The sequence below is a fragment of the Pseudomonas sp. AC239 genome, assembly GCF_979258545.1.
In genome coordinates this window covers 2,824,329-2,837,792 of sequence record NZ_OZ409864.1, presented here as the reverse complement: position 1 = coordinate 2,837,792, position 13,464 = coordinate 2,824,329, and the positions used below count along the sequence as shown (strand labels likewise).

Annotated in this window: 13 protein-coding genes and 2 tRNA genes; 1 reads left to right on the top strand and 14 read right to left on the bottom strand. The window is 58.5% G+C overall.

Translation table 11 applies throughout. The features are described 5' to 3' along the window. Positions 1-9: 9 nt before the first annotated feature. The 13 genes from truB to rlmE form a co-directional block, all read right to left on the bottom strand. A complete protein-coding gene (gene truB / locus ACZ0AZ_RS12805) occupies positions 10-927 on the bottom strand; it encodes a tRNA pseudouridine(55) synthase TruB (RefSeq protein WP_024011571.1) in 918 nt (305 codons plus the stop codon). A gap of 4 nt (positions 928-931) precedes the next feature. Then, positions 932-1,333: a 30S ribosome-binding factor RbfA gene (gene rbfA, locus ACZ0AZ_RS12800; RefSeq protein WP_016771753.1), complete on the bottom strand. Its 402-nt coding sequence runs from the start codon at positions 1,331-1,333 to the stop codon at positions 932-934. 159 nt (positions 1,334-1,492) lie between these two features. Further along, on the bottom strand, positions 1,493-4,021 hold the full coding sequence (infB, locus tag ACZ0AZ_RS12795) for a translation initiation factor IF-2 (RefSeq protein ID WP_024011570.1): 2,529 nt from the start codon (positions 4,019-4,021) through the stop codon (positions 1,493-1,495). Between the two features lie 27 nt (positions 4,022-4,048). Continuing rightward, positions 4,049-5,530, bottom strand: coding sequence for a transcription termination factor NusA (gene nusA / locus ACZ0AZ_RS12790; protein ID WP_024011569.1), 1,482 nt, complete (start codon positions 5,528-5,530; stop codon positions 4,049-4,051). A 47-nt stretch (positions 5,531-5,577) separates the two neighbouring features. Continuing rightward, the gene (gene rimP / locus ACZ0AZ_RS12785; protein ID WP_007973115.1) at positions 5,578-6,036 is read right to left on the bottom strand and encodes a ribosome maturation factor RimP; all 459 of its coding nucleotides are present in this window, start codon (positions 6,034-6,036) and stop codon (positions 5,578-5,580) included. Between the two features lie 139 nt (positions 6,037-6,175). After that, positions 6,176-6,252: transfer RNA gene (locus tag ACZ0AZ_RS12780), tRNA-Met, on the bottom strand. A 97-nt stretch (positions 6,253-6,349) separates the two neighbouring features. Continuing rightward, positions 6,350-6,435: transfer RNA gene (locus tag ACZ0AZ_RS12775), tRNA-Leu, on the bottom strand. 21 nt (positions 6,436-6,456) lie between these two features. Beyond that, positions 6,457-6,840, bottom strand: coding sequence for a preprotein translocase subunit SecG (gene secG, locus ACZ0AZ_RS12770; protein ID WP_016771756.1), 384 nt, complete (start codon positions 6,838-6,840; stop codon positions 6,457-6,459). Positions 6,841-6,844: 4 nt separating this feature from the next. Further along, the gene (gene tpiA, locus ACZ0AZ_RS12765) at positions 6,845-7,600 is read right to left on the bottom strand and encodes a triose-phosphate isomerase (RefSeq protein ID WP_041477932.1); all 756 of its coding nucleotides are present in this window, start codon (positions 7,598-7,600) and stop codon (positions 6,845-6,847) included. A gap of 65 nt (positions 7,601-7,665) precedes the next feature. Continuing rightward, on the bottom strand, positions 7,666-9,003 hold the full coding sequence (glmM, locus tag ACZ0AZ_RS12760) for a phosphoglucosamine mutase (protein WP_130000120.1): 1,338 nt from the start codon (positions 9,001-9,003) through the stop codon (positions 7,666-7,668). 16 nt (positions 9,004-9,019) lie between these two features. Further along, a complete protein-coding gene (gene folP / locus ACZ0AZ_RS12755) occupies positions 9,020-9,871 on the bottom strand; it encodes a dihydropteroate synthase (RefSeq protein ID WP_463537505.1) in 852 nt (283 codons plus the stop codon). An 8-nt stretch (positions 9,872-9,879) separates the two neighbouring features. Then, entirely contained in the window at positions 9,880-11,787 is a 1,908-nt protein-coding gene (gene ftsH, locus ACZ0AZ_RS12750; RefSeq protein ID WP_016771759.1) for an ATP-dependent zinc metalloprotease FtsH, read from the bottom strand. Between the two features lie 202 nt (positions 11,788-11,989). Beyond that, positions 11,990-12,619, bottom strand: coding sequence for a 23S rRNA (uridine(2552)-2'-O)-methyltransferase RlmE (gene rlmE, locus ACZ0AZ_RS12745; RefSeq protein WP_016771760.1), 630 nt, complete (start codon positions 12,617-12,619; stop codon positions 11,990-11,992). A gap of 101 nt (positions 12,620-12,720) precedes the next feature. Here rlmE and ACZ0AZ_RS12740 point away from each other — a divergent pair, with 101 nt between their 5' ends. Continuing rightward, positions 12,721-13,029: a YhbY family RNA-binding protein gene (locus ACZ0AZ_RS12740; RefSeq protein ID WP_016771761.1), complete on the top strand. Its 309-nt coding sequence runs from the start codon at positions 12,721-12,723 to the stop codon at positions 13,027-13,029. 9 nt (positions 13,030-13,038) lie between these two features. On the opposite strand, the gene ACZ0AZ_RS12735 is transcribed toward ACZ0AZ_RS12740, so the two are convergent. Further along, the gene (locus ACZ0AZ_RS12735) at positions 13,039-13,443 is read right to left on the bottom strand and encodes a hypothetical protein (RefSeq protein ID WP_016771762.1); all 405 of its coding nucleotides are present in this window, start codon (positions 13,441-13,443) and stop codon (positions 13,039-13,041) included. Positions 13,444-13,464 lie beyond the last annotated feature (21 nt).

The following is a 13,464-nucleotide window of genomic DNA, read 5'->3' as shown; positions in this document are numbered from 1 at the left end:
CGGTTCCGGTCATTCTGACCGAATCAAGCGACGCGGCGCGATGCGCCCGTCTTCGCTCACTTCACCGATACCGATGAAGCGACCATTGTGATCCTGTACTCGTACCATGCCGAACTTCGGTGCATCCGGGGCACGTACCGGCTGGCCGTTGAGCCAGTAGAACGCGCTCGCTTCCGAGAAGTGCAGCAACGGCCAATCCTGCAGGCCGCTGTCCGATGGCATCAGGAAGCGATCGACCGCTTCGTTGCCGCCTTCGGCATGTACCGCTTCCAGCTCTTCGAGGGTCACGGTCTGCGCCAGGGTGAAAGGCCCGGCCTGGGTCCGGCGCAGTTCTGCGACGTACGCACCACAACCGAGTTGCTCACCGATATCCTCCACCAGGGTGCGAATATAGGTGCCCTTGCTGCAGTCCACCGCAAGCCGCGCAGTATCGCCTTCGAAGGCCAGCAATTCCAAGCGCGCAATAGTAACAGAACGCGGTTCGCGCTCCACTACTTCGCCTGCACGTGCCAGTTTGTACAGCGGCTGGCCATCACGCTTGAGTGCCGAGTACATCGGCGGTATCTGACTGATTTGCCCACGAAATTTCGGCAGAACCGCTTCGACATCGGCGCGACCAACGGTCACCGGACGCTCCTGCAAAACCTCGCCTTCGGCATCGGCCGTGGTGGTGGTCTTGCCCAGTTGCGCCAGAGTCTCATAGCCCTTGTCGGAATCGAGCAAGTACTGCGAGAACTTGGTCGCCTCGCCGAAGCACAGCGGCAACACGCCGGTGGCCAGCGGGTCGAGGCTGCCGGTGTGCCCGGCCTTCTCGGCATTGAGCAGCCAGCGCACCTTCTGCAAGGCAGCGTTGGAGGTGAACCCCAATGGCTTGTCGAGCAGGATGATGCCGCTGACGTTACGACGGATACGTTTGACCTGAGCCACCGAATTACTCCTTGGTGTCTTCAGGTGCAGGAGCGGCGACGTGCTGATTGTCTTCAGCGACGGCGCGCTCGATCAGCGCCGACAGGTGCGCGCCACGCACGACGGATTCGTCGTAGTGGAAGTGCAATTGCGGCACGCTGCGCAGCTTCATTTCGCGGGCCAATTGCATGCGCAGGAAGCCTGCGGCGGCATTGAGCACCTTGATGCTTTGCGCGATGTCTTCAGCGTTGTCCTGGCCCATCACGGTGATGAAAATCTTCGCGTGACCAACGTCACGGGACACTTCCACAGCGGTGATGGTGACCAGGCCGACGCGCGGGTCTTTGACTTCGCGACGGATCAGTTGCGCCAGCTCGCGCTGCATCTGATCGCCGATACGTTGGGTACGGCTGTATTCTTTTGCCATGATTTGTTACCTGTTACTGCCCAGCGGTGAAACCCGCAAGGTCTGAAAGCGGCAAACGCCCGGCCTGACAAAAGCCAGACCGGGCGTTGCGTTTAGAGTCCGGACGCTGTGCCGTGCATTTGCATGCTACGGCCCATCGTGGCCCTTGAAGTGCGCGAGTCAGAGGCTGCGAGCAACCTGAACCTTCTCGAAGACTTCGATCTTGTCGCCGACTTTGACGTCGTTGTAGCTCTTCACGCCGATACCGCATTCCATGCCGGCACGCACTTCGGAAGCGTCATCCTTGAAGCGGCGCAGGGATTCCAGCTCGCCTTCGAAGATAACGATGTCTTCACGCAGTACACGGATCGGACGGTTACGGTGCACAACACCTTCGATCACCATGCAACCGGCGATCGCGCCAAACTTCGGCGAACGGAACACGTCACGCACTTCGGCCACACCCAGGATGTTCTCGCGAACATCGCTGCCGAGCATGCCGGTCAGGGCTTTCTTGACGTCTTCGATGATGTCGTAGATCACGTTGTAGTAACGCATATCCAGACCTTCCTGCTCGACGATCTTGCGAGCGCCGGCATCGGCACGCACGTTGAAGCCGAACAGTACAGCGTTGGAAGCCAGTGCCAGGTTGGCGTCGGATTCGGTGATACCACCGACACCGCCACCCACGACGCGCACTTGGACTTCGTCGTTGCCCAGGCCATTCAAGGCACCGTTCAACGCTTCCAGCGAACCACGGACGTCGGATTTGAGGACGATGTTGAGCGTCTTCTTCTCCGCCTGACCCATGTTTTCGAAGATGTTTTCCAGCTTGCCGGCGTGAGCACGAGCCAGTTTGACTTCGCGGAACTTGCCTTGACGGAACAGAGCCACTTCACGGGCTTTCTTCTCGTCGGCAACCACGCTCATCTCGTCGCCAGCGTCCGGGGTACCGTCCAGGCCGAGGATCTCGACAGGGATGGATGGACCTGCTTCCTTGATTGGCTTGCCGTTCTCGTCGAGCATGGCACGTACACGGCCGTAGTTCGAACCGACCAGGACCATGTCGCCTTGACGCAGCGTACCGTCCTGAACCAGCACGGTTGCGACTGGGCCGCGACCTTTGTCGAGACGCGATTCAACCACCACACCACGGCCAGGAGCCGACGGAGTAGCTTTCAGTTCGAGAACTTCGGCCTGCAGCAGAACGGCTTCAAGCAGCTCGTCCACGCCAGTACCCATCTTCGCCGAAACCGGAACGAATGGCGTGTCGCCACCCCAGTCTTCGGACGTCACGCCGTGAACCGACAGCTCGCTGCGGATGCGATCGAGATCGGCGCCCGGCTTGTCGATCTTGTTCACTGCTACCACCAGCGGCACGCCAGCTGCCTGAGCATGCTGAACCGCTTCGATGGTTTGCGGCATCACGCCGTCGTCCGCTGCAACCACGAGGATCACGATGTCGGTCGCCTTGGCACCACGGGCACGCATTGCGGTAAACGCAGCGTGACCCGGGGTATCGAGGAAAGTGACCATGCCGCGATCAGTCTCAACGTGGTATGCACCGATGTGCTGGGTGATACCGCCGGCTTCGCCAGCAGCTACCTTGGCACGACGGATGTAGTCGAGCAGGGAAGTCTTACCGTGGTCAACGTGACCCATTACGGTCACGACTGGTGCACGGGAGAACGACTCACCTTCAAACTTCAGGGACTCGGCCAGGGAATCTTCCAGAGCGGTGTCGCTGACCAGGGTCACTTTGTGGCCCAGCTCTTCGGCTACCAGTTGAGCAGTTTCCTGATCAAGCACCTGGTTGATGGTCGCTGGAGTACCCAGTTTGAACATGAACTTGATGATTTCAGCCGCTTTGACCGACATCTGGTTGGCCAGATCGCCAACCGTGATGGTCTCGCCGATCTGCACGTCACGCACGACAGGGCCGGTCGGGCTCTGGAAACCGTGGGCGTTGCGCTTCTTCAGCTTGGCCTTGCCGCGACCACCACGACGGAAGCCATCGCTTTCTTCGTCGGTAGTGCGTGGCGCCACACGTGGTGCCGGCGCTTTTTCTTTGACCGATGCGCGATGCGGAGCGTTTTTGCGCTCGCCATCACCGCCGCCGCTGCGACGATTGTTGTCGTCGGCACGTGGCTTGTCCGGACGGCGCTGTTCGTTCTGCTTGTTGCGAACGTCAGCCGATGGAGCAGGAGCAGCAGCCACCGGTGCGCTTTCGCGAACAGGTTCGGCAGCAGCAGCCGGCGCCGCAACGGCGTCGCTGGCAGCGGTTTGCGCAGCAGCAGGCTGGCGACGCGCTTCTTCTTCGGCGCGTTGCTTGGCTTCTTCTTCAGCCTTCTGACGGGCAGCATTTTCTACTGCGCGACGCTCATCCAGTTCACGCTTGCGCTCGGCTTCGATTTCTTCCGGGCTGCGCTGTACGAAAACTTTCTTCTTGCGAACTTCAACGCTGATGCTCTTGCTACCAGCCACACGAAGGGTGCTGGTGGTTTTACGCTGCAGCGTGATCTTGCGTGGTTCTTCCACTTTCGCCTTGTGACTGCTCTTCAAGTGAGTCAGCAGGGATTGCTTCTCACTGTCAGTCACATTTTCGTCGGCGGCGGTGTGCGGCAGACCTGCCTCACGCATCTGCTGCAACAGGCGCTCTACCGGTGTTTTGACCTCATCGGCCAGTTGTTTCACCGTGACTTGCGTCATGCACTTCTCTCCTCAGGCCGCGCCTAATTACTCGAACCAGTGGGCTCGGGCGGCCATGATCAACTTGCCGGCACGATCATCGTCAATGCCGTCGATGTCGAGCAGGTCGTCAATAGACTGCTCGGCCAGGTCTTCGCGGGTAATTACGCCGCGCACCGCCAGTTCCATCGCCAAATCCTTGTCCATACCCTCAAGCGAGAGCAGGTCTTCGGCCGGATGGGCGTCTGCCAGCTTTTCCTCAGTAGCGATGGCTTTGGTCAACAAGCGATCCTTGGCGCGAGCACGAAGCTCGTTGACGATGTCCTCGTCAAAGCCGTCGATGTTGAGCATCTCCTCCACCGGTACGTAGGCAATCTCTTCCAGGCTGGTGAAGCCTTCATCTACCAGCACCTGAGCCAGTTCTTCGTCGACTTCCAGCTCGTCGATGAAGTTGCGCAGGATGTCGCCGGTTTCTGCTTGCTGCTTAGCCTGGATGTCCGATTCGGTCATCACGTTCAGGGTCCAGCCAGTCAACTGGCTGGCCAGACGCACGTTCTGACCACCGCGACCGATGGCCTGAGCCAGATTGTCTGCGCCAACGGCGATGTCCATGGCATGGGCATCTTCGTCAACGATAATTGCCGCAACCTCGGCCGGGGACATGGCGTTGATGACGAACTGGGCCGGGTTGTCGTCCCACAGCACGATATCAACACGCTCACCGCCCAACTCACCCGATACCGCCTGGACGCGCGAACCGCGCATACCGATGCAGGCACCTTGTGGGTCGATGCGCTTGTCCTTGGAGCGGACGGCGATCTTGGCGCGCGAACCCGGATCACGGGAGGCGGCCATGACCTCGATGAGGCCTTCAGCAATTTCCGGCACTTCGATACGGAACAGCTCGATCAGCATTTCCGGCGCGGTACGCGACAGGATCAGCTGCGGGCCGCGGTTCTCGGTGCGGATTTCCTTGAGCAGCGCACGCAGACGCACGCCGACACGGAAGGTTTCGCGAGAAATGATGTCTTCACGGGCCAGCAACGCTTCAGCGTTGTTGCCCAGATCGACGATCACGTTGTCGCGGGTAACTTTTTTCACGGTGCCGGAGATGATTTCTCCCAGGCGCTCGCGATAGGCGTCGACCACTTGAGCGCGCTCGGCTTCGCGAACTTTCTGCACGATGACCTGCTTGGCAGTCTGTGCAGCGATGCGGCCGAACTCGATGGATTCGATTTTCTCTTCGACGACGTCACCGACCTTGGCGCCAGGGTGCGTTTCGGCAACCTTGCTTGGCCAGGTCTCGATGGCCGGATCGTCGAGATCATTCTCTTCGACGACCGTCCAGCGACGGAAGGTTTCGTAGGAACCGGTGTGGCGGTTGATTTCCACACGCAGGTCCACTTCGTCTTCGAAACGCTTTTTGGTAGCAGTGGCCAGAGCCAGCTCCAGCGCTTCAAAAATTACGCTTGCCGGTACACCCTTTTCATTGGATACCGACTCAACAACCAGCAGTACTTCTTTGCTCATCGTACGCCTCGCCTTTCGCAAGCCATTGGATCCGCGGGATCCGCGTCTCAGTCAAAACTGGGAATAATGTTGGCCTTGTCGATCATATCGATCGGCAACAGGAACTCGTGGTCTTCTACCTGCACCACGACGTCCTGCTCTTCTACACCGCGCAGAAGGCCCTGAAAGTTGCGTCGACCCTCGAAAGGCGAGCGCAGCTTGATCTTCACTTGTTCACCGGCAAATTTGGCAAACTGCTCAAGAGTGAACAGCGGGCGCTCCATGCCAGGCGAGGAAACTTCAAGGGTGTATTCAACGGAGATCGGATCTTCAACATCCAGAACACCGCTGATCTGACGGCTGACAATGGCGCAATCGTCCACCAGCACGCCACCCTCTTTATCGATATAAACGCGCAACATCGAGTGACGACCCTGAGCCGAAAACTCGATACCCCAGCATTCATAGCCCAGGGCCACGACCACCGGGGCCAGCAAGGCCTGCAACTCTTCTAGCTTGCTCGACACCTGAACCCCCTAGTGCATGATATGTGCATGCTTTGCAAAATAAAAAAATGGGCATAACGCCCATCCTTGAAACGCCGTCGAACAGCGGCGTTGAAAGTATCCAGCTAACAAAAAGCCCCTTAAAAGGGGCTCCTTAAACTGGTTGCGGGGGCCGGATTTGAACCGACGACCTTCGGGTTATGAGCCCGACGAGCTACCAGACTGCTCCACCCCGCGACAAAGCTGGGGCGGAAGTATACGACCGATCCCTTTTAGGGTCAATGTAACCTTCCACCTGCAAGAAAGCCCGCAACAGCGGGCTCTCCTGACTAATTGGTACCGAGAAGGGGACTCGAACCCCTACACCCTATGGGCACAACCACCTCAAGGTTGCGTGTCTACCAATTCCACCACCTCGGCAATACTACGTTGAAACCCTTCTTACTTCTGCTCTTGAGCTGGAGGCACGTCAGTCGCTGGAGTAGCCGACTTTTGCTCTTGAAGCACCGGGACATCATCAGAAGCCGGTTGTTGCTTAGGTACTTCCAAAACTGCTGGATCTGGCAGACCTGCTTGAGTCAGCTGATGAGCCTTCTCTTTAGCAAAGTAACCTAACCCCAAGCTGGTTATGAAGAAACCGGCGGCAAGTATAGCAGTAAACTTACTAAGAAAGGTAGAGGAACCTTGGCTTCCGAACACAGTATTTGAAGCACCTGCTCCGAAAGACGCGCCAGCGTCCGCACCCTTACCCTGCTGCAGCAAAACCAGAGCAACTACGCCCAATGCACCCAGCAGATGAAAAACGACTACGACTGTTTCCAGCATTTTTTCAGTTTCCCGCGGCGCGACAGATCGCACCGAACTCATCTGCATTCAGGGAAGCTCCACCAATGAGCCCCCCATCGATATCCGGCATGCCGAACAGTTCGACCGCATTGGCCGCCTTCACGCTGCCGCCGTATAGAAGCCGCACACCTCGTGCGACTTCAGAATTCTCTGCCGCCAACTGCTCGCGAATGGCCTTATGCACATCCTGAGCCTGTTGCGGCGTTGCAGTCAGCCCGGTACCAATGGCCCAGACCGGCTCGTAAGCAATCACTGCCTTGGCAAATGCACCGACACCCAGCTCCTCGATGATGCTGCCCAGCTGACGCCCGACAACTTCAAGCGTTTTTCCGGCTTCGCGCTGCTCGAGGGTCTCCCCTACACACAACACCGGAATCAAGCCACATGCCTGTGCCGCTGCGAACTTGCGATTCAGCATCCCGTCTCGCTCGCCGAGAATCTGGCGGCGCTCGGAATGCCCGACAAGCACCAGGGAACAACCTGCATCCACCAGTTGGCTGGGAGCAATCTCACCAGTCAACGCACCTTGCATGGCTTCCACCGCAGAATTCTGCGCGCCGACCGAAATCGACTTGCCTTTCAAGCCATCAATCACTTGATTGATATACAAGCAAGGCGGGAACACCGCGACATCAACACCGCTTGGCAAGGCCAGATGACGAAGGCCGTTGATCAGTTCAGCGACGCTGGCGCGGGTACCGTGCATCTTCCAGTTACCAGCTACCATAGGGCGACGCATGCTGTACCTCGTCGGTCAAAGTGGGCGCAGATGTTACCCAACACATTCATGGCTTGCAAGCCGTATCAGGCAGAAACTTCAGTTACCAGTTTTGCCAGCTCTTCGGCATAGCCGCGAACCTGGTTTTCGTCTTCGCCTTCGACCATGACGCGCACCAGAGGCTCTGTACCGGACTTGCGCAGAAGCACGCGGCCGCGCCCCGCCATCGCCTGAGTGACACGGGCACTGGCCTCCTTGACAGCCGGATGGTCCAGCGGGCTTTCACCGCCGCCGAAGCGGACGTTGATCAGCACCTGCGGGCACTTGCGCAACGCCTGCCGGGTTTGTGCAAGACCTTCGTTACGGGATTTCAGGGCCATCAACACCTGCAAGGCGGCGATGATCGCGTCCCCCGTGGTGGTGTGGTTGAAGCAGACCACATGCCCGGAATTTTCCCCGCCAATGAGCCAGTTGCGCTCCTGGAGTTCGGCGATCACGTAGCGGTCACCGACATTGGCGCGAACGAACGGGATCGACAGATCTGCCAATGCCAGCTCGAGGCCGAGGTTGCTCATCAACGTACCGACAACACCGCCCTGCAGTTTTCCGCGCTCGTGCAGATCGCGAGCGATGATAAACAGCAGATCGTCACCATCGACGATGGTGCCGGTGTGATCGACCATCAACACGCGATCGCCATCGCCATCGAAAGCGATGCCGAGGTCGGCATGTTCAGCCAGCACCGCAGCCTGCAACGGCCCCATGTGCGTGGAACCGCAGTTATCGTTGATGTTCAGCCCGTTCGGCTGAGCAGACAGCACGACGACTTCGGCACCCAGCTCACGGAAGACGCTCGGTGCAACCTTATAAGTGGCACCGTGCGCACAATCGATGACGATTTTCAGACCGGCGAAACTGGTCCCGGTAGGCACACTGCTTTTGCAGAACTCGATGTAGCGACCCGATGCATCATTGATTCGCGAGACTTTGCCGATCTTGCTCGACTCGACGACGGTCATCGGCGTATCGAGCAACTCTTCGATCATCAATTCCAATTCATCCGGCAGCTTGGTGCCTTTGCCGGAGAAGAACTTGATGCCGTTGTCATCATGCGGATTGTGCGATGCACTGATCACGATCCCGGCCTCTGCCTGGAAAGTGCGCGACAGATAGGCGATGGCAGGCGTCGGCATCGGGCCGAGCAGCATCACATCGGCACCCGCCGAGGTCAGGCCCGCCTCCAGTGCCGATTCGAACATATAGCCGGAGATCCGCGTGTCCTTGCCGACCAGCACCTTGCAGGCACCCATCTTGCGGAAAGCCATGCCAGCCGCCCAGCCGAGCTTGAGCATGAAGTCAGGCGTGATCGGGTATTCACCTACGCGACCGCGAATGCCGTCGGTACCAAAATATTTCTTGCTCATAAGTGCTCCATCATTCTTATTCGGCTGATTCTACGGCCGCGATCATTCGCACTACATCGACAGTTTCCGCCACATCGTGGACGCGCAATATCCGCGCGCCCTTGACCGACGCCAGCGCTGCCAGCGCCAGGCCGCCATGCAGACGCTCGCCCACGGGACGATTCAAAGCGTGGCCAATCATACTCTTGCGTGAAACACCTACCAGCAAAGGTCGACCCAGCGCATGCAGGGCCTCCATGTGCTTGAACAAGCTTAGATTGTGCTGCAGGGTTTTGGCGAAGCCGAAGCCGGGATCGAGAATGATCCGCTCGGCAGGGATGCCCGCCTGCGCGCATTGATCCATGCGTTCGGCGAGAAACTCAGCGACCTCGCGGGTGACATCCTGATACCGCGGATTGTCCTGCATATCCCCCGGTTCGCCGAGCATATGCATGAGACAGACCGGCAACCCTGTCGCGGCCGCCGCGTCCAGCGCACCATCGCGACGTAACGAACGCACATCATTGATCAGGCCAGCACCGAGCCGTGCGGTTTCGCGCATGACTGCCGGGGTGGAAGTATCGACCGAGATGATGACATCCAGCTCGCGATTGATCAGCTCGACAATCGGCGCGACGCGCTCGAGCTCCTCCAGCGGAGAAACCGCTCGCGCGCCGGGCCGAGTCGACTCGCCGCCGACGTCAATCAGCGTCGCGCCAGCCAACACCATGGCTTCGGCGTGGCGCAGAGCCGCGTCGAGCTGGCTATAGCGGCCACCATCGGAGAAAGAATCAGGAGTGACATTGAGAATGCCCATGACATGCGTCCGGGCCAAATCAAGAACCCGGTTGCCGCAAGGCAACCGGGTCAGGGACTGAACAGAAGTCATTTCAAGCCTTAAACGTCAGCAGCCGGACCGCCAATCGGTTTTTCCGGACGCTCATCCTGCACGACAGGTGGCGGAGGCGTACCGGTGCCACCCGACCAGTCGCGAGGCTCGCGTGGTGTGCGGCCGGCCATGATGTCGTCGATCTGCTCGGCATCGATGGTTTCGTACTTCATCAGCGCATCAGCCATGGCATCCAGCTTGTCACGGTTATCCGTGAGAATCTGCTTGGCGGTGCCGTAGCACTGATCAATGATGCTGCGCACTTCGGAGTCGATCAGCTTGGCGGTCTCACCGGAGAAGCTCGCAGCCTGACCACCACCGCCGCGACCGAGGAACACTTCGCCCTCTTCTTCGGCATACATCAGCGGACCGAGTTTTTCCGACAGGCCCCATTTCGTCACCATGTTCCGGGCAATCTGACTTGCACGCATGATGTCGTTGGACGCACCGGTGGTCACACCATCAAAGCCCAGAGTCATTTCTTCAGCGATACGGCCACCGTACAACGAGCAGATCTGACTGATCAGCGCACGCTTGGACAGGCTGTAGCGGTCTTCTTCCGGCAGGAACATGGTCACACCCAGCGCACGACCGCGCGGGATGATCGATACCTTGTAGACCGGATCATGCTCAGGCACAACGCGACCGACGATGGCGTGGCCGGCTTCATGGTAAGCAGTGTTCTGCTTTTCTTTCTCGGACATGACCATGGATTTGCGCTCGGCGCCCATCATGATCTTGTCTTTGGCCAGTTCGAACTCTTTCATCTCGACGATGCGTTTGCCGCTACGAGCAGCGAACAACGACGCTTCGTTGACCAGGTTGGCCAGGTCAGCACCGGAGAAGCCCGGAGTGCCACGTGCGATCACTGCCGGAGCAACGTCGTCGCCCATTGGCACTTTGCGCATGTGCACTTTGAGAATCTGCTCGCGACCACGAATATCTGGCAAGCCAACCACCACTTGACGGTCGAAACGGCCCGGACGCAGCAGCGCAGGGTCGAGTACGTCTGGACGGTTGGTTGCAGCAATGACGATGATGCCGTCATTCATTTCGAAGCCGTCCATCTCCACCAGCAACTGGTTGAGAGTCTGCTCACGCTCGTCATGACCGCCACCCATGCCGGCGCCACGATGGCGACCTACGGCATCGATTTCGTCGATGAAGATGATGCAAGGGGCATGTTTCTTGGCTTGTTCGAACATATCGCGGACACGGCTCGCGCCGACACCCACGAACATTTCGACGAAGTCGGAACCGGAAATAGTGAAGAACGGCACTTTCGCTTCGCCAGCGATCGCCTTGGCCAGCAAGGTTTTACCGGTACCCGGCGGGCCGACCATCAGCACACCGCGCGGGATGCGGCCACCCAGACGCTGGAACTTGCCCGGATCACGCAGGAACTCAACCAGCTCGCCGACTTCTTCCTTGGCTTCGTCGCAACCGGCAACGTCAGCCAACGTGGTTTTCACCTGATCTTCGGAGAGCAGGCGCGCCTTGCTCTTGCCGAAGCTCATCGGCCCGCCCTTGCCACCGGCACCACCCTGCATCTGGCGCATGAAGAACATGAACACCGCGATGATCACCAGGATCGGGAAGCTGGCTACCAGGAGCTGGGTCCAGATGCTTTGCTGTTCAGGCTGCTTGCCTTCAACCACAACGTGATTGTCTACCAGATCGCCGATCAGGCCATTGTCCTGAATTGCCGGACGAATAGTCTTGAAGCTGTCGCCATCGGTGCGCTTGCCGGTAATCACATAGCCGTCAACGGCTACGCGCTCGACCTTGCCATCCTTGACCTGCTGGATGAAGTCGGAATAGTTGAGGGTCTGCGGCTCGTTAGGGCTGGAGAAGTTGTTCATCACCGTCACCAGGACTGCCGCGATGATCAACCACAGGATCAGATTCTTTGCCATATCGTTCAATTAACTACCCTCTGAAGCAAGCTCCGCTACTGGCGCGCGCTTCGCATGATATTCACCGGCCTAACTTACTACATTACCTACAACTCTGGCAGGCGCCGTCTGTAACCCTTTGTGAAACACTTTCTACACAATATTCGCTTATGCCTGCAGAGCGAAATATGAAAAACCTATCGCCCCGCCGAAAAACCTCGTTTTACGCATCACCGCCGCGATAACCCCAGGCCAGCATGTACTGCTCACGGGAGCTGCCACGGGAAGAGTCTGGCTTGATCATCTGGATCTTGTCGAATTTCTTCCGAGCATCCTTCAGATAAACATCGAACCCTTCGCCCTGAAAAATCTTGATGACGAAATTGCCACCGGGTTTGAGGATCCGTTCCGCCAGGTCCAGCGCCAGCTCACAGAGGAACATGGCCTTGGGCATATCCACTTCGGGCGTACCACTCATATTGGGGGCCATATCGGAAATCACAAGGTCCACCTGCGAATTACCCACGGCCTCAAGGATCTCAGCGAGCACCGAGTCCTCAGTGAAGTCGCCCTGGATAAAATGCACGTCCGGAATGCTGTCCATTTCGAGGATGTCCGAGGCGATCAGACGCCCCTGCCCACCGATCAGCCGACTGGTGACCTGCGACCAGCCACCTGGCGCCGCGCCGAGGTCGACCACGCTCATGCCCGGGCGGATGAGTTTGTATTTTTCCTGGATCTCCAGAAGCTTGTAACTCGCACGCGAGCGGTAGCCATCCTTCTGCGCCTGCTTCACATAAGGATCGTTGACATGTCTTTTCAGCCAACCAAGGCTTGTCTTGGAACGCGCCATTGGGCACCTCGATGATTAGGGTCGTGATTAGTTGGGCGGATCCACGAACCCTCGGGTAAAATGGCCGCCATTTTACAGAATCCAGACGAAAGGGTCAGATTATGCCGCTCACTCCAGAGCAGAAGAAACAGTACAAATCCATCGGCCACCACCTCAAACCAGTGTTGACGGTGGCGGACAACGGTTTGACTGAAGGTGTTTTAGCCGAACTTGAACGCGCCCTGGCGGATCACGAGCTGATCAAGATCAAGCTCAATATCCTCGACCGCGAGTCGCGCCTGGCGCACATCGCCGAGCTGTGCAAGGTCGGCAAGGCGGACCTGGTCCAGGTCATCGGCAAGATGGCTCTGGTCTACCGCAAGAACTTCAGCGCCAACAAGCAGCTGTCGAACGTTCATCGCTTCAAGTGATGCGCAGGGTCAAGGGTGTGCTTCGCGCACCCTGCCACTCCATCCCGGCACCGGCTGCATGACCAGCACCAGCCCGGAAAATCCCAGTACCAGATAACTGAATACCTGCCAGCGCTGCGCATCCGGCCAGCCGACACGCACGGCGACATACATCGCGCACGCGTACAACGCCATCAACAGCACCTGCCCGCGAAAATCCCGCCATAGACTGCCAAGGCCCTCGGCCTGTACCAGCACCAAAGCCTGAAAGATCACGCACAGAGCGGCGAACCCCACCACCAGCACTTCGAATGCACTGGCGACTTCGTCGATCAACAGCGGCGCGAGTCCGATCTGGCCCAACGCCGGCTGCAAACCGATATGAATCAACCATAGGCCACCGACCCAAAGCATCTGGGTCAGTTGCCAAAGCATGGCGCCCGCATGCAGCGGGCG